At 65.4% G+C, this 15,473-nt stretch carries 15 protein-coding genes; 5 read left to right on the forward strand and 10 right to left on the reverse strand.

The genetic code is table 11. The features are described 5' to 3' along the window. Positions 1-98: 98 nt before the first annotated feature. Entirely contained in the window at positions 99-512 is a 414-nt protein-coding gene (gene nikR / locus IEI94_RS07970) for a nickel-responsive transcriptional regulator NikR (protein WP_191166773.1), read from the forward strand. 53 nt (positions 513-565) lie between these two features. Here nikR and IEI94_RS07975 read toward each other — a convergent pair whose 3' ends face one another. Then, positions 566-1,048: an FKBP-type peptidyl-prolyl cis-trans isomerase gene (locus tag IEI94_RS07975; protein WP_191166774.1), complete on the reverse strand. Its 483-nt coding sequence runs from the start codon at positions 1,046-1,048 to the stop codon at positions 566-568. A gap of 284 nt (positions 1,049-1,332) precedes the next feature. Between IEI94_RS07975 and IEI94_RS07980 the strand changes: the two genes are divergently transcribed. Beyond that, the gene (locus IEI94_RS07980; RefSeq protein ID WP_191166775.1) at positions 1,333-1,617 is read left to right on the forward strand and encodes a hypothetical protein; all 285 of its coding nucleotides are present in this window, start codon (positions 1,333-1,335) and stop codon (positions 1,615-1,617) included. Between the two features lie 79 nt (positions 1,618-1,696). Here IEI94_RS07980 and IEI94_RS07985 read toward each other — a convergent pair whose 3' ends face one another. The 7 genes from IEI94_RS07985 to mnmA all read right to left on the reverse strand — a co-directional run bounded on the left by IEI94_RS07985 (position 1,697) and on the right by mnmA (position 9,355). Then, positions 1,697-2,164, reverse strand: a complete 468-nt coding sequence (locus tag IEI94_RS07985; RefSeq protein ID WP_191166776.1) for a glycine zipper 2TM domain-containing protein — start codon at positions 2,162-2,164, stop codon at positions 1,697-1,699. A 206-nt stretch (positions 2,165-2,370) separates the two neighbouring features. After that, on the reverse strand, positions 2,371-3,969 hold the full coding sequence (locus IEI94_RS07990; RefSeq protein WP_191166777.1) for an isocitrate lyase: 1,599 nt from the start codon (positions 3,967-3,969) through the stop codon (positions 2,371-2,373). A gap of 367 nt (positions 3,970-4,336) precedes the next feature. Beyond that, entirely contained in the window at positions 4,337-4,768 is a 432-nt protein-coding gene (locus IEI94_RS07995; RefSeq protein WP_191166778.1) for a GNAT family N-acetyltransferase, read from the reverse strand. Further along, positions 4,765-5,955 (reverse strand): cupin domain-containing protein, encoded by a 1,191-nt coding sequence (locus tag IEI94_RS08000; RefSeq protein ID WP_191166779.1) that lies wholly within the window; start codon positions 5,953-5,955, stop codon positions 4,765-4,767. Before IEI94_RS08000 ends, IEI94_RS07995 begins: the two co-directional genes overlap by 4 nt. A gap of 240 nt (positions 5,956-6,195) precedes the next feature. Beyond that, entirely contained in the window at positions 6,196-7,560 is a 1,365-nt protein-coding gene (gene purB, locus IEI94_RS08005) for an adenylosuccinate lyase (RefSeq protein ID WP_191166780.1), read from the reverse strand. Positions 7,561-7,604: 44 nt separating this feature from the next. Next, positions 7,605-8,249: a high frequency lysogenization protein HflD gene (gene hflD, locus IEI94_RS08010; protein ID WP_191166781.1), complete on the reverse strand. Its 645-nt coding sequence runs from the start codon at positions 8,247-8,249 to the stop codon at positions 7,605-7,607. Further along, on the reverse strand, positions 8,246-9,355 hold the full coding sequence (mnmA, locus tag IEI94_RS08015) for a tRNA 2-thiouridine(34) synthase MnmA (protein WP_191166782.1): 1,110 nt from the start codon (positions 9,353-9,355) through the stop codon (positions 8,246-8,248). Before mnmA ends, hflD begins: the two co-directional genes overlap by 4 nt. Before the next feature lie 181 nt (positions 9,356-9,536). Here mnmA and IEI94_RS08020 point away from each other — a divergent pair, with 181 nt between their 5' ends. The 3 genes from IEI94_RS08020 to IEI94_RS08030 are packed head-to-tail and all read left to right on the forward strand — an operon-like array spanning position 9,537 to position 14,281. Continuing rightward, entirely contained in the window at positions 9,537-10,142 is a 606-nt protein-coding gene (locus IEI94_RS08020; protein WP_191166783.1) for a TetR/AcrR family transcriptional regulator, read from the forward strand. A gap of 54 nt (positions 10,143-10,196) precedes the next feature. Beyond that, entirely contained in the window at positions 10,197-11,273 is a 1,077-nt protein-coding gene (locus IEI94_RS08025; RefSeq protein ID WP_191166784.1) for an efflux RND transporter periplasmic adaptor subunit, read from the forward strand. After that, positions 11,270-14,281 (forward strand): efflux RND transporter permease subunit, encoded by a 3,012-nt coding sequence (locus IEI94_RS08030; protein WP_191166785.1) that lies wholly within the window; start codon positions 11,270-11,272, stop codon positions 14,279-14,281. Before IEI94_RS08025 ends, IEI94_RS08030 begins: the two co-directional genes overlap by 4 nt. Here IEI94_RS08030 and IEI94_RS08035 read toward each other — a convergent pair. Both IEI94_RS08035 and IEI94_RS08040 read right to left on the reverse strand, forming a co-directional pair. After that, complete coding sequence (locus IEI94_RS08035; protein WP_191166786.1) at positions 14,269-14,718, reverse strand: NUDIX domain-containing protein; 450 nt, start codon at positions 14,716-14,718, stop codon at positions 14,269-14,271. The genes IEI94_RS08030 and IEI94_RS08035 overlap by 13 nt on opposite strands. Further along, on the reverse strand, positions 14,715-15,320 hold the full coding sequence (locus IEI94_RS08040) for a pseudouridine synthase (RefSeq protein ID WP_191166787.1): 606 nt from the start codon (positions 15,318-15,320) through the stop codon (positions 14,715-14,717). The genes IEI94_RS08035 and IEI94_RS08040 overlap by 4 nt, the downstream gene beginning before the upstream one ends. Between the last annotated feature and the right edge of the window lie 153 nt (positions 15,321-15,473).

Below are 15,473 nucleotides of genomic sequence, written 5' to 3' on the forward strand. Positions count from 1 at the left end.
TCCTGTGTTTTTTTCTTTACCCTAAAGTCGAGGCGGTATGAAGTCTAGTCAATAACATCATACTTGTGTGGCGAACGACACGAGACAAGGAGGGAGTGATGCAGCGGGTAACGGTGACCCTGGACGACGCCTTGATGGCGGATCTGGATCGATTGATCGCCCAGCGCGGCTATCAGAACCGCTCCGAGGCGATTCGCGATCTGACGCGGGCGGGGATCAAGGAGACGGCCCTCGACGGCGATGCCGAGCAGCCCTGTGTGGGGGCGCTGGTATACGTCTACGATCACGCGGCGCGAGAGCTGGCAAAGCGTTTGACCCACCACTCACACGCCCATCATCACCTGACCGTCTCGACCCTGCACGTGCATCTCGATCACCACAGCTGCCTGGAGGTGGCGGTGCTCAAGGGGCAGGGCGGCGAGGTACAGGGGTTCGCCAGCGAGGTAATCGCCGAGCGCAGCGTGCGGCATGGGCAACTGGTGCTGGTGCCGCAGCAGTCGGACGAGGCCTGAAACGACCGCGGGGCAGCCGATGGCTGCCCCGCGGTACTCGCTATGAAGCGCGCTTAGTGCTCCACGCCACCTTCGCCGTGCACGTGACCGTGCTCCAGCTCTTCCTGGCTGGCTTCGCGAACCGTGGCGATCTCAACGTCGAAGTTGAGGGTCTGGCCGGCCAGCGGATGGTTGCCATCCACGGTCACGGTGTCGCCTTCGACCTGGGTCACGGTGACCATCAGCGGGCCGCCCTGGGTCTGCGCCTGGAACTGCATGCCCGGCTCGACGCTCTCGACGCCCTGGAAGGCATCGCGGGGCACTTCCTGCACCAGCGACGCCTGATTCTCGCCATAGCCTTCGGCGGGTTGCACAGTGACTTGCAGCTTCTCACCGCTTTCGCGGCCTTCAAGCTCTTTTTCCAGGCCCGGGATGATATTGCCGGCGCCGTGGAGATACGTTAGCGGGTCGCGGCCTTCCGAGCTGTCCAGCACCTCACCTGCATCGTTGGTCAGGGTGTAGTGAAACGCGACAACAGAGTTCTGCGCAATCTGCATTGATGAACCTTTCGGTGAGTGCATGTCTCCATAATGGTAACGTGCCAGTTGGGGGGCTGTCAGGGGCACAGGGAATTTTTTCAGGTTTCGATTGCCCATCATGACTGACGCTCAAGGCCGCTGTGACCCGCTGCCAGGTAGCAACCAACTGTTTGCGGTGTTGATGCAGCGCTACGGGATGCGGCCAATAGCGGGTACTTTTCGCGGCCGCCATGTTTTACCCTGATGACCAATTACACACTGCGCTTGGACCTTCCACCGATAATCAATGATGGAGAATGCCGATGACCGTGACCATTATCTGGCTGCTTGGATTTGCCGCTATCCTCTTTTTCAGTCTGCGCGGCTGGGAAGCCAGCCTGAGCCCGTTTCTGGCACGGGTGCTGCCCGAGGCGCTGCGTAGCGATAGTGATGATCGTTGGGTGTGGTGCCCGGCAGTGGCAGTGCTGGGGGCGACCTTCCTGGTGCGCCCGGTGGACATGCTGCTGACGCTGCTGGTTATCGCGCTGGTGGCGTGGGGCGCCAAACGGTTGCTGTGCTGGGCCATGAAGAAGGCCAAGTCGCACTGAGCCGAGAGGGGTTGGCCAGTACGCAACGCAAAAAGGCTCGCCAATCGGCGAGCCTTTTTGTGTACCGAGGTAGGCGTTATCAGTAAGGCGCCACGCTCATGCTGGCACCGCTGCCGATCAGGCGAACCCGCTGGCCAACCTGGAAATCGCGGTCGGCGCGCTGGACCACTACTACGCTCTCGCCGTTGTCGCGGCGTACTTCCATTTCCCAGGCGCGGGTACGATTGACCGCGTCCTCGGTGCGTGAGCCAGCCACGGCGCCACCGATGGCACCGGCAGCGGTGGCCAGCTGACGTCCGGAGCCGCCACCCACCTGACTGCCGAGCAGGCCGCCGATGACCCCGCCACCTACGGTGCCGATCACATTGCCCTGGGGGCTATCGGCCTGGATCTGCACCTGACGCAGCGCAGTGATGGTGCCGTACGCGACGCTCTGGCCGGTCTGGGCCTGGCTGCCGCGGTAGACGTCGCCGCCATAGGGGGCGGTATTGGCACAGCCGGCCAATGTCAGCATGCCCATGGCGATGACGGGAAGAAGACGTTTCATGGGAGTTCCTCCGATGATGAAACAGATTATGAAACAGTGTTTTTAGCGAGTTTAATCCGACTTTCCCGCTTCGACCAGCGTCATTTGCTTGAGTGCCCACAGTGTAGGCTGTGCATTCGGCAAACAATAAGGAAACATAAAAAAGGGGAGGCGGCTGCCTCCCCAATCACTGTCATGCCATGCGAGCTGCTTGCCTTGGCCGTCTCTCAGCCAAACTGGTTCATGGTGTTGCCTTTGCCACCGGCCTTGAGTGCGCCGGCGCCGGAGAAGTACTCCTTGTGGTCGTCGCCGATATTGGACCCAGCCATGTCCTGATGCTTGACGCAGGCCAGGCCGCTGCGGAGCTCCTTGCGCTGGACGCCAGCAACGTAGGCCAGCATGCCCTCCTCGCCGAAATAGCCCTTGGCCAGTTCGTCGGTGGACAGCGCCGCGGTGTGGTAGGTCGGCAGGGTGATCAGGTGGTGGAAGACGCCCGCCTCGCGTGACGCGTCGCGCTGGAAGTTGCGCGTCCACTCGTCGGCCTGTGCTGCCAGTGCGCTGTCATCGTACTCGGCGCTCATCAGTTGGTCGCGGTCGTAGCCCGACACATCCTTGCCCTCGGCCTGCCAGGCATCGAATACCTGCTGACGGAAGTTCAAGGTCCAGTTGAACGACGGCGAATTGTTGTAGACCAGCTTGGCGTCCGGCACTACCTCGCGGATGCGGTTGACCATGCTGGCGATCTGGCCGACGTGGGGCTTCTCGGTCTCGATCCACAGCAGATCGGCGCCGTTCTGCAGGCTGGTGATACAGTCGAGCACCACGCGATCCTCACCGGTGCCGGAGCGGAAACGATAGAGACCATTGGCCAGGCGCAGCGGCTTGCGCAGTTCACCGTCGAGCTTGAGCACGCTGTCGCCTTCGCGCACGTCGTCGACGGAGTCGATCGGCGTGGTGTAGAGGAAGCTATTGTACTGCGCGGCCAGATCGCCAGGCTCGCGGCTGACTGGCAGCTTCTGGGTCAGGCCGGCCCCCAGCGAGTCGGTGCGCGCGACGATTACGCCATCGTCGACGCCGAGCTCCAGGAAGGCGTAGCGCACGGCGTTGATCTTGGCCAGGAAATCCTCGTGGGGCACGGTGACCTTGCCGTCCTGATGGCCGCACTGCTTGGCATCGGAGACCTGGTTCTCTAGCTGGATGCAGCAGGCCCCGGCTTCGATCATGCGCTTGGCCAGCAGGTAGGTAGCCTCCTCGTTGCCGAAACCGGCATCGATGTCGGCAATGATCGGCACCACGTGAGTCTCGTGGTTATCGATGCGCTTCTGCACGGCGCGAACGGCGATGTCATCGCCCTTGGCCCGGGCGTCGTCCAGCTCGCGGAACAGGTGGCCGAGCTCGCGGGCGTCGGCCTGGCGCAGGAAGGTGTAGAGCTCTTCGATCAGCGCCGGTACCGAGGTCTTCTCATGCATCGACTGGTCGGGTAGCGGGCCGAACTCGGAGCGCAGCGCGGCGACCATCCAGCCCGACAGGTAGAGGTAGCGCTTCTTGGTAGTGCCGTGGTGACGCTTGACGGCAATCATCTTCTGCTGGCCGATGAAACCGTGCCAGCAGCCCAGCGACTGGGTGTACTGGCTAGGGTCGGCATCGTACTCGGCCATGTCCTGGCGCATGATGCCAGCGGTATAACGGGCGATGTCGAGGCCGGTCTGGAAGCGATTCTGTGCCTTCATGCGCGCGGCGTACTCGGGGTTGATGGCATCCCACTTGCCGCCCTGGGTGTCGCGTAGTCGAGCGATGTTGTCGAGGTCGTCTTGGTAAACTGACATGGGCCGTCCTTTCTCGTCTGTTGCGCTGCGATATCGCGCGATTAACTTGGTCGACTTCACCGGGTGCGGTTGTGGTTGGTCTTATGCTGCACCTGCGAAGTAAGTTCAGGGTTGACCAGATCATGAGTACTGTCTGTACTGCCTTGGTCGTATCAGGCGACAGTATCAAACGAATGTTTAATGACGACTACAAGATGCATTGAAACAATCGTTTTAAAGTGTGCCTGTGATTGAACTATGGCCCATGGATACGGGCTTCAACAATCATTACTTAGCGGCAGAAGGGGTTGTAGTATGACTACAAGTGGGCCAGAAAAGGCCCACTTGATGTAGTCAGTTTCCCGCAATTGAGAAAGGAGGAGGTGAATCAATCACCTAGAGGGAGGGACATGTTGCGGTGCGGAATGCCGGCGTCGAGAAATTCGTCGCCGTAGGCAGTGAAGCCGAGCCGTTGATAGAAAGGAATCGCTTGCAGCTGTGCGGCCAGCTCGAGATGGGCGTGTCCCTGGTGGCGCGCTGCCTCGATGGCGGCCTCGACCAGGCGCCGGCCAAGGCCCAGGCCGCGTCCCTCTTCGAGCACCGCCACGCGGCCCAGGTGACCGTCCGGCAGCAGCCGTGCGGTGCCTAGCGCGCGTCCTTCATGGCGAGCCAGAAAATGCAGGCAGAAGGTATCTCGGCCATCCCACTCCTCGTTCTCGGGTACCTGCTGCTCGACGATGAACACGATACGGCGTATCTCGCCGGCCTCGCTGCCGAGCTCTTCCCAGTCGCCCTGTTCAATGCTGGTAGCGTCGCTCATTGGTCATCCTCGTCGTCATCGTCCTCTTGTGGCCAGCCCAGGCTACCACGGTCGTGCAGCAGGGCGAGCAGCTCGGCGGCACCATCGTACGCCAGCAGCGTGTCATCGAGAGCCGTGTCCGAGGCCAGTGCCCTGGCCAGCGGCAGGGAGCAGGTCTGGCCGTCGCCGTCGACGAACAGTGTAGCGCGCTCATCGTCCAGCGCCCGCCATGCGAAGCGCGAGCCAAGACTGCGCACCAGCTCATCACCGTCCTGTAGTGCGGCGACAAGCTCGTCCACCGCGATCGGCGATTCGGCGGGCACCAACTGGTCGACATACTTGGGTTGAGTCATTACCCGGCCGAACCACTGCGCCAACTGGGCGGGGTCGTCGAGGCTGTCGAGTATCAGTCGGCGCATGCGTTCCACTGCCGCGTCGTCGAGTTTGCCGGGCTCGGCAGGGGGCGCCATGCCGGCATCGCTGAAGCGCAGCGAGGCGGGTAGCGTCTCGCCGACATAGTCGGCATAGGAGGTGACTGCCTCGTCGGCAGAGGGGGCGCGGAAGCCGACCGAGACGGTCATGCAGTCATCGGACACGCTGACGCCGTGATGGGCCCAGCCGGGCGGCAGATAGAGCATATCGCCGGGTTCGAGCACCCAGTCATCGCCGGGGGTGACGTCGAAGCGTTCGAGGATGCGCAGATCGATGCCGTCGATGATCGGGGCATCATCGGCGACCTTGCCGCCCAGCTGCCAGCGCCGCTGGCCGCTGGCCTGGAGCAGGAAGACGTCGTACTGATCGACGTGGGGCCCGACGCTGCCCCCAGGTGGGGCATAGCTGATCATGATGTCGTCGAGACGCCAGCGCGGCAGGAAATCGAAGTGGTCAAGTAGCGCGGCGACCTCGGGCACGAAGTGGTCGACGGCCTGTACCAGCAGCGACCAGTGGTTTTCGGGCAGGGCGGTGAAGGTGGCGTCATCGAAGGGCCCGTGCTGTACCTGCCAGGGGGCATCGCGGCCGTGCTCCTCGACCAGGCGCGCCTCGATCCCCTCCTCGCAGGCCAGGCCGGCCAGCTCGTCGGGGTCGAGCGGGCACTCGAGGTCGGGCAGGGCGCCGCGAATCAGCAGCGGCTTCTGCTGCCAGACGTCGCGCAGAAACTCGCTGGCACTCAGGCCACCGAGCAGTTGTCGCGGGGTATCGGAGGACATGTGTCGTACCTCGTTGCGAATAGTGAAGCCGCGGGCAGGCAGCATGCCTGTCCCCGACGCCGCTTATCTTGTGTCGCGGCTATCCCGACGCCGCGTATCCTGTATCGCGGCTATCCCGGCGACAGGCCTGTACGAGGGCGCTGTGAATACCTCCCTGTACGCTACCGATTCCTTCCCTGGAATCGGACCCTCTTCAGGCCTGTCCCCGGCGCCGCTGCCTTGGCTAGGCTGGCTGGGCGCTTACAGCCGGCGCGCCTGGGCCTCGGCGTTGCCGATATAGGTCGCCGGGCTAAGCGCCTTGAGCTCGGTCTTGACCTCGGCGGGCAGCGCGAGGGTATCGATAAAGGCGGCGAAGCCGGCCTGGTCGATGCGCTTGCCGCGGGTCAGCGCCTTGAGCTTCTCGTAGGGCTGCTCGATGTTGTAGCGGCGCATCACCGTCTGAATCGGTTCGGCGAGGACCTCCCAGCTGGCGTCGAGATCCTCTTCGATGCGCGCCGGGTTGGCCTCGAGCTTGGAGATTCCCTTGAGCGAGGCCTGGTAGGCGATCAGGCCGTAGGCAAGGCCCACGCCGAGGTTACGCAGCACCGTGGAGTCGGTCAGGTCGCGCTGCCAGCGGGAGATCGGCAGCTTCTGGGCCAGGTGGCCGAGGATGGCGTTGGCCAGCCCCAGGTTGCCCTCGGAGTTCTCGAAATCGATGGGATTGACCTTGTGCGGCATGGTCGAGGAGCCGATCTCGCCCTCGACGGTGCGCTGCTTGAAGTAGCCCAGCGAGATATAGCCCCAGACGTCGCGATCGAAGTCGATCAGGATGGTGTGGAAGCGGCAGATGGCGTCGAACAGCTCGGCGATATAGTCGTGGGGTTCGATCTGGGTGGTGTAGGGGTTGAAGCTCAGCCCCAGGCCCTCGACGAAGGTGCGGGCGTTGGCTTCCCAGTCGACCTCCGGGTAGGTGGTGAAGTGGGCGTTGTAGTTGCCCACCGCGCCGTTGATCTTGCCGAGGATCTCGACGCCTTCGATCTGCTTGAGCTGACGGCGCAGGCGATAGGCGACGTTGGCCATCTCCTTGCCCAGGGTGGTGGGGCTGGCGGTCTGGCCATGGGTGCGCGACAGCATCGGCTGGGCGGCGTGCTCGTGGGCCAGTGCAGCGATGGCGTCGGCCACCTCGTGCATGACCGGCAGCAGGCTCTTGAGCCCGTCTGTCAGCATCACGCCGTGGGAGAGGTTGTTGATGTCCTCGCTGGTGCAGGCGAAGTGCACGAACTCGCTGATGGCGTGGAGCTCGGGGACTTCGGCGATACGCTCCTTGATGAAGTACTCCACCGCCTTGACGTCGTGGTTGGTGGTGCGCTCGATCTCCTTGATCCGCGCGGCGTCGGCCTCGCTGAAGTCGTTGACCAGAGCGTCGAGGAAGGTCTTCGCACCCGGCGATAGCGGCGGCACCTCGGCAATGCCCGGCAGTGCGGCCAGCGCCTCGAGCCAGCGTACCTCGACGGTGACCCGGGCACGGATCAGGCCGAATTCGCTGAAGTGCTCGCGCAGCGCTGCGGCCTTGCTGCCGTAGCGGCCGTCGACGGGGGAGAGGGCGGTCAGGGAGGAGAGCTGCATGGTCGGGTTTTCCTGGTAGTTGGAACGGGCCAGCTGGCCGCGGATCACTGGCGGTTGATCTGATCGAGGGCCTGTTTCATGGCGCCGCGCTGGAAGATTAACTTCCAGCGCCGACCGCCCTGCTGGTGCCACAGTAGCCCAAAGCGCACGCCGGCCAGCAGCGCGGCGCGCACCCGCTCGGGCATCATGCGCTGCTGGAGCAGGCTGGGTTCGCCCTGCACGACGATGCGGTACTTGAAGGTCGAGAGCGTCTCCTGATAGAGCTCGCCGAGACTGGCGACGACGTTCTCGTGGGTATCGCCGAAGTGCTCGGCCTGGCCCTGGATGCGAGTCAGCTTGCTGCCCAGACTATTCATCATGTCGCTGTTGTTGCGCAGCTTGTTCATCAGCATCAGCAGCGAGAAGCCGTAGCGCAGCACCACCGGATTGGCCTGCTTGCGGCCGGCCACCGCCTCGAGCACCTCGAGGCCCTGGCGCAGATGGTTGGGATGGCCGCCGTAGGTGGCTTCGAAGCTCTCGGGACTGGTGTCGACGGTGGCGCGAATCAGTGTGCTCCAGGCGCGCTCGTCGGCCTGGCCGGTGCGGGCCAGTTCGTCGACCACGGCGGCGGCCTGAAAGACGCCGGCCAGCGCCAGGGTCTGGCGGGCCATCGGGCTATCCGGGGCACTGTGGATCGGCGTGCTGCTCATGCGGCGGCCTCCTTGGCGTTCCAGGTCGTGCGGATCACGCCGCCGCCCAGGCAGATATCATGGTCGTAGATCACCAGCGACTGGCCCGGTGTCACCGCGCGCTGAGGCTCGTCGAAGCGCACCTCGACGCCGCCATCGGCGCGGCTGAGCAGGGTGCACGGCACGTCCTCCTGACGGTAACGGGTCTTGGCGGTGAAGCGCCCGTCGGCGGGCGCTTCGCCGGCCACCCAGTCCATCGCCTCGGTGGCCAGGCTGTCGGTATACAGCAGCGGATGATGCTTGCCCTGTACGGCGATCAGAACATTGCGCTCGAGGTCCTTGGCGGCCACGTACCAGGGCGCATCCGGGTGGTTGGCCAGCCCGCCGATACCGAGCCCCTGGCGCTGGCCGAGGGTGTAGTACATCAGCCCCATATGCTCGCCGATCACCTCGCCCTCAGGGGTTTCGATGGTGCCCGGCTGGGCCGGCAGGTACTGCTTGAGGAAGTCGCTGAAGCGACGCTCGCCGATAAAGCAGATGCCGGTGGAGTCCTTTTTACGTGCGGTGACCAGCCCGTGGCGCTCGGCCAGCGCGCGGACCTCGGGTTTTTCGAGTTCGCCGACCGGAAACAGGGTGCGGGCGATGGCTGCCTCGGGGACGGCATGCAGGAAGTAGCTCTGGTCCTTGTTGGCGTCTACGCCTTTGAGCAGGCGCGCGCGACCCTCGCGCACCCCGCCGCGCACGTAGTGGCCGGTGGCGATCTTGTCGGCGCCGAGCATCTCGGCGTACTCGAGGAACACCTTGAACTTGATCTCCCTGTTGCACAGGATATCCGGGTTCGGCGTCCGCCCGGCCTGGTATTCGGCCAGGAAGTGCTCGAAGACGTTATCCCAGTACTCGGCGGCGAAGTTGGCGGTGTGCAGTCGGATACCCAGCTTGTCGCACACGGCCTGGGCGTCTGCCAGGTCATCCTTGGCGGTGCAGTATTCGGTGCCGTCGTCTTCATCCCAGTTCTTCATGAACAGGCCTTCGACCTGATAGCCCTGCTCGATCAGCAGCAGGGCGGAAACGGAAGAATCGACGCCGCCGGACATGCCGACGATCACCTTGCCTGCGGTGGCGGTCATGGGCGCTCTCGGGTTGGATGGATCGCAAATGGCCGAAAATTATACCCCATGTTGCGTGCGGGCATCATCTCGTGGCGTAGGGTAGGCGGCGAATATGGCCAGGCAGGAGGCGCAGAGGGAGGCGGTGAATGGGCCAGATCGAGTAATTGACCGGTCGGCCAGTCAAAGCTATGGTTTGCCCATGAAACAGCCTACTCAGACCCGTGACCCCGAGTTGACCCGCGCTCGTATCCTGGACGCGGCGGAAGTCCTCTTCGTCGAACAGGGCTTCTCCGCGGTCAAGCTCAGCGCACTGGCGCGCTCGGCAGAGGTAACCAAGAGCCTGATACACCACCATTTCGGCAGCAAGGAGAAGCTGTGGGAGGCGGTCAAGAATCGCGCCTTCGAGCGCTATTTCAGCGCCCAGATGGCGATGCTCCAGGACGCCGGCGAACCGGATGCCGCCCTGCTGCGCAGCTCGGTGGTAGCTTACTTTCATTTTTTGCGCGACAACCCCGGTGTGGTACGGCTGTTTGCCTGGACCCATCTTGAAGGGGATAGCCACTGCAGCGAGATGGACAACCAGCTCGTCGGGGCGGGGGCAGAGTGGGTGCGCCAGGCCCAGATGCGCGGCCTGCTGCGGCAGGATATCAACCCTACTCATGTGATCGCTATCTTCGTGATGACCTGCACCCAGTGGTTCGAAGCCCAGTGTCATCACCAGCACTGGCCGGGCATGGGCGACAATGAGGCGTTCCTGGAGGATTTCCTCAAGATATTCATGGAGGGCGTCCAGCCCCGCGAGTGAGTGTTTTTTTATGTCCGTAACTGACCGGTCGACCAGTTTATTGGAGAGAAAGCGATGGACAGGGTGGCGAAACAGGGGCTGTGGTCTTCGCTGATGCTGACAGTGGCGCTGCTGGTGGGGTGCGATGCGGCCCCCGCGCAGAGTGAGCGGGGCGAGCCGCCGCTCCCCAGCGTGCGCATTGACATGGTGCGATTGGCCGAGGATCAGGTGGGGCATCACTTTCCCGGCACGCTACGCGCGAGCGAGCGTGCGGCACCCGCCTTTCTGCATGACGGCGTACTGCGTGAACGTCATGTGCCACGCGGGCAGCGGGTCGAGCGGGGTGAGCCCCTCGCCCGACTTCACAACCCGGCGCTGGCGCCGACGCTGGCCGCCGGCGAGGCGCGGATACGCGAGCTGGATGCCACCTTGAGTCGCCTGGGTCGCGATGTGGAGCGTGCGCGTACCCTGCGTGAGCGCAATCTCACGGCCGAGGAGGAGCTGGATCGCCTACGCGCGGAGTACCGGGCCACCGCCGAGGCGCGTGAACAGGCCCTGGCGCAGCGTGACGAGGCCCAGGCGCAGCTCGATGAGCTGACGCTACGGGCCCCTTTCGATGCCGAGGTGAGCGATCTACTGGTCGAACCCGGTGAGTTCGTGACGGCAGGCCAGCCGGTACTGACGCTGGTCGGCATCGCCGAACGCGAAGTGGAAATCCATATGCCGGCGGGGCTTGCCGCACGCCTGGAGGAGGGCCGAGCGGCGAGTCTGACCATGATGCTGGGGGGGCGCCACACCGAAGGCCGAATAGCCGCCATCGGTCGGGCGGCAGAGGGCATGGCACCGGTCATCATTGCCGTCGACTCGGCCTTGCAAGCAGCGCCGGGCGAGCCGGTCAGGGTCGGGTTGGCCTTCGATGCTCAGCCGGTGCTGCAGGTGCCGCTGGCGGCAGTGGTCGACCCCGGCGGTGATTCACCACACGTGCTGCTGGTGACCGCCGACGACACGATTCGGCGCATTGCCGTGACGCCAGGGCGTCTGACGGGGAACTGGGTCACACTGCCGGCGTCATCGCTTGCCGCGGGCGACCGGGTGGTGACGGCAGGCCAGGGGCGCCTGGAGGAGGGTGACCGGGTGAGGGTGCTGCCATGAGTTGGCTACTCGCCGCGCAGCGCTACAAGCGACTGATGCTTACCGTCACGCTGCTGCTGTCCGCGCTTGGCCTGGCGGCCTGGCTGGCCATGGATCGTCAGGAGGACCCCTTCTTCCCCTACCGCTTCGGCCAGGTGCTGGTGCCCTATCCCGGCGCCGAGCCGGAGCAGGTCGAACGCCTGGTGCTCAATGCGCTGGAGGAGGAGCTGGCCCAGGTCGAGGAGGTCAATGAACTCATCGGCACGGCGCGATTGGGGGTGGCGCATGTCAATATCGAGATGCACGAGCATGTCTACGATACCGATGCCGCCTGGGAGCGGGTGCGGGTTGCCGTGAGTCGTGCCAGCCGCCAGTTTCCTGATGGCGTGGGCGAGGCCGAGATCAGCGACCGCGACTCGGACACCCACGGCATCGTGCTCGCGGTGACCGGCTCCGATGACCTGCTCGAGCTACGCGAGGCGGCCAAACGGCTGCGCCGCGATCTGTTTCGGCTGCAGGGGGTGGCCCGCATCGACCTGCTCGCCGATCCGGGGCAGCAGGTAGTGATCGGCTGGGACGATAGCCTGGCCGAGCTGACCGGGCTCGACGCACACGCGCTTGGCGATCAGCTCGCCGCGCGCAATCTGGGCTCCCCGGGCGGTAGCCTGGCGATAGGCGGGCGTACACTGGTGCTCGATCCGCATAGCGAATTCGGCTCGCTGGCGGAGCTTTCCGCGACGCCAATACGCACCGTGCGAGGCGAGCAGGTGCCACTCGGCGAGCTGGCCGATGTGCACCTCGCGCCCCAACAGCCCGCTACCGAGCGGCTGTGGCACGATGGCCGGCCGGCGGTGGCGCTGGGCCTGGTGCTCTCCAATGATCGGGTCAACGCCGTGCGCTTCGGTGAGCAGCTGCGCACGCTGGTGGACGAGCTGCGCCCGGCCTACGCTCCGCTGGCCATCGAGGAAACCTTCTATCAACCCTACTGGGTCGAGCGTCGGCTGGCAGAGCTCGGCGTCTCGCTGTTGCTGGGTATCGGCATCCTCGGCGTGCTGCTGTTCCTGTCCATGGGGCTGCGGCTGGGGCTTGCGGTGATGGTCATCGTGCCGCTGGTGACCTTCTCCTCGCTGGGCATCTATGCCATGGGCGGCGGCGTGCTGCATCAGATCGCCGTGGCCGGCATGGTGATCGCGCTCGGCATGCTGGTGGACAACGCTATCGTGATGGTCGAGAACATCCAGTGGCACCGCGACCAGGGGCGTTCGGCAGCCCAGGCGGTGACGCGTTCGGTGCGTGAGCTCGCCACACCGCTACTGGCCGCCACCGGCACCACCCTGGCGGCCTTCGTTCCGCTACTGCTCTCCAGCGGTGACACCGCTGACTTCACCCGTGCCATTCCGATCATGGTGATGCTGACCCTGACGGTGAGCTATGTCTATGCCGTGTTCGTCACGCCGGTATTTGCCGCCGGCATTCTCAAGCCGCGCGCCTCGCCACGCCGCGAGCGGCTGCAGGGGTGGGGCGAGCGGGTCGGTCGGGTGGCGGTGCGCTGGCCGGGCTGGGTGCTGCTGGGCGCCGGCATGCTATTGGCCGCTGCCGTCGCCATGCTGCCGCTGCTCGATCACGACTTCTTTCCGGATACCGATCGCAATCAGCTGGTCGTCGATCTCAACTTCGCCGAGGGCACCCATCTCGACTACACCGCACATCAGGCCGAGACGCTGGCCGTGGATCTGGCCGGGCGCCCAGAGGTGCAGGCCGTGCATCGTTTCGTCGGGTTCAGCGGCCCACGCTTTTACTACAATCTGGTCGAGCAGCCGCGTCAGTCGCATCTGGCGCGGCTGGTGGTGGAGGCCGAGGGTGCCGCCGCGCTTGCCGACCTGATGGCATGGGTGCGGGCTGAAGCGCCGCAGCGATTGCCCGACGCCGACGTGGTGGCCCGGCGGCTGGGCCAGGGGCCGCCTGTGGAGGCCCCGGTGGAGATCCGCGTGTTCGCCGAGGAGCGTGACGCGCTGGCGGATGCCGCCGGGCGCGTCCTTGGTGTGGTACGCCAGGCCGAGGGGGCTCGCGATGCTCGTCATCGCCTGGGCGAAGGGCTGGTGACGCTACGGGCCGAGACCGACGATGCCCGTGCCGCCGAATACGGGCTGTCGCGGCGCGACGTGGCGGCCGCGCTGGCCGGCGCCAGTCGTGGCATCGAGGTCAGCACCTGGCGTGCCGGGCGCGATCCGGCACCGCTGCTGGTGCGTGCCCCGGAGGGGGAGCGCTTCTCCATCGAGGGGCTGGAGGGGCTGCGCCTCACCGCGACCGACGGGCGTTCGGTGCCGCTGGGCGAGATTGCGTCGCTGGAACTGGCCTGGGGCCCGGCGGTGATCCAGCATCGTGGCATGCGCCGCATGACGGCGGTGCTGGCCGAGGTGGCCGATGGCTGGACCTACGACGGCGTACTCGGCGAGATTCTGCCGCGCCTGGAGGCGCTGGAACTCCCGGCGGGGGTGAGCTATCGCGTCGGCGGGTCGGCGGAGTCGGCCGGCGATGCCAACACCGCACTGTTCCAGACTCTGCCGATCGGCGGCCTGCTGCTGGTGGTCTTTCTGCTGGCGCAGTTCAACTCCTTCCGTCAGCTCGCCATCGTGCTGACCACCGTGCCGCTGTCGATCATCGGAGTGGTGCCGGGGCTGTGGTTGGCCGGCCAGCCGTTCGGCTTCACCGCCATGCTCGGCGTGGTGGCGCTGGTAGGGATCGTGGTCAACAACGCCATCGTGCTGATCGACCTGATGAACGCCAACCGTGGCCAGGGGCTGGCGGTGGGGGAGGCGATAATAGCCGCGGTGGCTCGGCGCACGCGGCCGGTGCTGCTGACCACAGCCACGACCGTGGCAGGCCTGGTGCCGCTGACCCTGACCCAGTCGACGCTGTGGCCGCCGATGGCCTGGGCGATCATCTCCGGACTGCTGGCGTCCACACTGCTGACACTGCTGGTGATCCCGGCACTTTACCGGTTGTTGATGAGGCCTCAGCGCTCCTGAATCACATCCATGGGAAACACCCGACCGCTGCGCGCATCGCGGATCCGGCGCATTACCAGTGGGCTTCTCAGCCGGCCGGCGCGCTCCAGGTCCTCGATCTCGTCGAAGGTCAGCCAGTGGATGGCCAGCACATCACGGTCGAGCGGATTGCCAAGGTGGGCCAGTGCCATGCCCACATAGCCGTGGCTGTGGAAGGTGGCGCCATCCGGGGCGTGGTAGACGTAGAGCCCCAGGTAGTCGGTGATGCCGACCCGCCAGGCGGTCTCCTCGCGAACCTCGCGCTCGGCTGCCTCGAGCAGCCGCTCGCCGGGCTCGAGGTGGCCGGCGGGCTGGTTGAACAGGGTGAAGGGGCCGCCGCGGTCCTCTTCGACCAGCAGATAGCGCCCGGCGCGCTCCACCACGGTGGCGACCGTGACCCGGGGTGACCAACGTTTCATCGTGACCGCCTCTGTTGAGTGCGCGACCCGGCGTGCGGCGTGGCCGCTCGGCGCGCCGGGGCGTGTAGGGTTTCGCAGCGCCATTCGCCGGGGGCCAGGCCATCGAGGCGCCAGTGGCCGATGGCCACCCGCACCAGGCGCAGGGTGGGGTGGCCCACGTGGGCGGTCATGCGCCGCACCTGGCGGTTGCGCCCCTCGCTGATGGTCAACTCCAGCCAGGCCGTGTGCGGGTGGCGTCTGGCGTCCAGCGGCGGCTGCCGCTCGGGCAGCTCGCTGGCTGCCAGACGTCTCACCTTGGCCGGCCGTGTCGGGCCATCCTTGAGCTGGATACCCTGGCGCAGGGCCTGCAGCGCGGCGTCGTCGGGTTCGCCTTCGACCTGAACCCGATAGGTCTTGGGCTGCTTGTGGCGCGGGTGCGCAATGCGATGGATCAGGGCGCCGTCGTCGCACAGCAGCAGCAGGCCTTCCGAGTCGTAGTCGAGGCGCCCAGCGGCGTATACCCCGGGGACTGGGAGATAGTCGGCCAGGGTCGCGCGGCCCTCGTGATCGGTGAACTGCGAGAGCACCTGATAAGGCTTGTGCAAGAGATAGAGGGTGCTCATGTAACTCCGTGATTGGCGATGAAAAGGGATGATAGGCAGGCGTCGGGCGGGGGTCCCCGACTGTCTGGCCGCCGGGGTAGACGAACATCGCTCATGCGAAGCACACCTTGCGCTGGTATACTGCCAACCGATCGCTGGGAGCGCCGTCGTCAT

It is taken from the genome of Halomonas sp. ML-15, from assembly GCF_014779595.1.
Taxonomy (GTDB): domain Bacteria; phylum Pseudomonadota; class Gammaproteobacteria; order Pseudomonadales; family Halomonadaceae; genus Franzmannia.

Excerpts from the sequence above, each read along its gene's own strand:
- nikR (WP_191166773.1), top strand. The coding sequence starts at position 99 with ATGCAGCGGGTAACGGTGACCCTGGACGACGCCTTGATGGCGGATCTG.
- IEI94_RS07975 (WP_191166774.1), bottom strand. The coding sequence starts at position 1,048 with ATGCAGATTGCGCAGAACTCTGTTGTCGCGTTTCACTACACCCTGACC.
- IEI94_RS07980 (WP_191166775.1), top strand. The coding sequence starts at position 1,333 with ATGACCGTGACCATTATCTGGCTGCTTGGATTTGCCGCTATCCTCTTT.
- IEI94_RS07985 (WP_191166776.1), bottom strand. The coding sequence starts at position 2,164 with ATGAAACGTCTTCTTCCCGTCATCGCCATGGGCATGCTGACATTGGCC.
- IEI94_RS07990 (WP_191166777.1), bottom strand. The coding sequence starts at position 3,969 with ATGTCAGTTTACCAAGACGACCTCGACAACATCGCTCGACTACGCGAC.
- IEI94_RS07995 (WP_191166778.1), bottom strand. The coding sequence starts at position 4,768 with ATGAGCGACGCTACCAGCATTGAACAGGGCGACTGGGAAGAGCTCGGC.
- IEI94_RS08000 (WP_191166779.1), bottom strand. The coding sequence starts at position 5,955 with ATGTCCTCCGATACCCCGCGACAACTGCTCGGTGGCCTGAGTGCCAGC.
- purB (WP_191166780.1), bottom strand. The coding sequence starts at position 7,560 with ATGCAGCTCTCCTCCCTGACCGCCCTCTCCCCCGTCGACGGCCGCTAC.
- hflD (WP_191166781.1), bottom strand. The coding sequence starts at position 8,249 with ATGAGCAGCACGCCGATCCACAGTGCCCCGGATAGCCCGATGGCCCGC.
- mnmA (WP_191166782.1), bottom strand. The coding sequence starts at position 9,355 with ATGACCGCCACCGCAGGCAAGGTGATCGTCGGCATGTCCGGCGGCGTC.
- IEI94_RS08020 (WP_191166783.1), top strand. The coding sequence starts at position 9,537 with ATGAAACAGCCTACTCAGACCCGTGACCCCGAGTTGACCCGCGCTCGT.
- IEI94_RS08025 (WP_191166784.1), top strand. The coding sequence starts at position 10,197 with ATGGACAGGGTGGCGAAACAGGGGCTGTGGTCTTCGCTGATGCTGACA.
- IEI94_RS08030 (WP_191166785.1), top strand. The coding sequence starts at position 11,270 with ATGAGTTGGCTACTCGCCGCGCAGCGCTACAAGCGACTGATGCTTACC.
- IEI94_RS08035 (WP_191166786.1), bottom strand. The coding sequence starts at position 14,718 with ATGAAACGTTGGTCACCCCGGGTCACGGTCGCCACCGTGGTGGAGCGC.
- IEI94_RS08040 (WP_191166787.1), bottom strand. The coding sequence starts at position 15,320 with ATGAGCACCCTCTATCTCTTGCACAAGCCTTATCAGGTGCTCTCGCAG.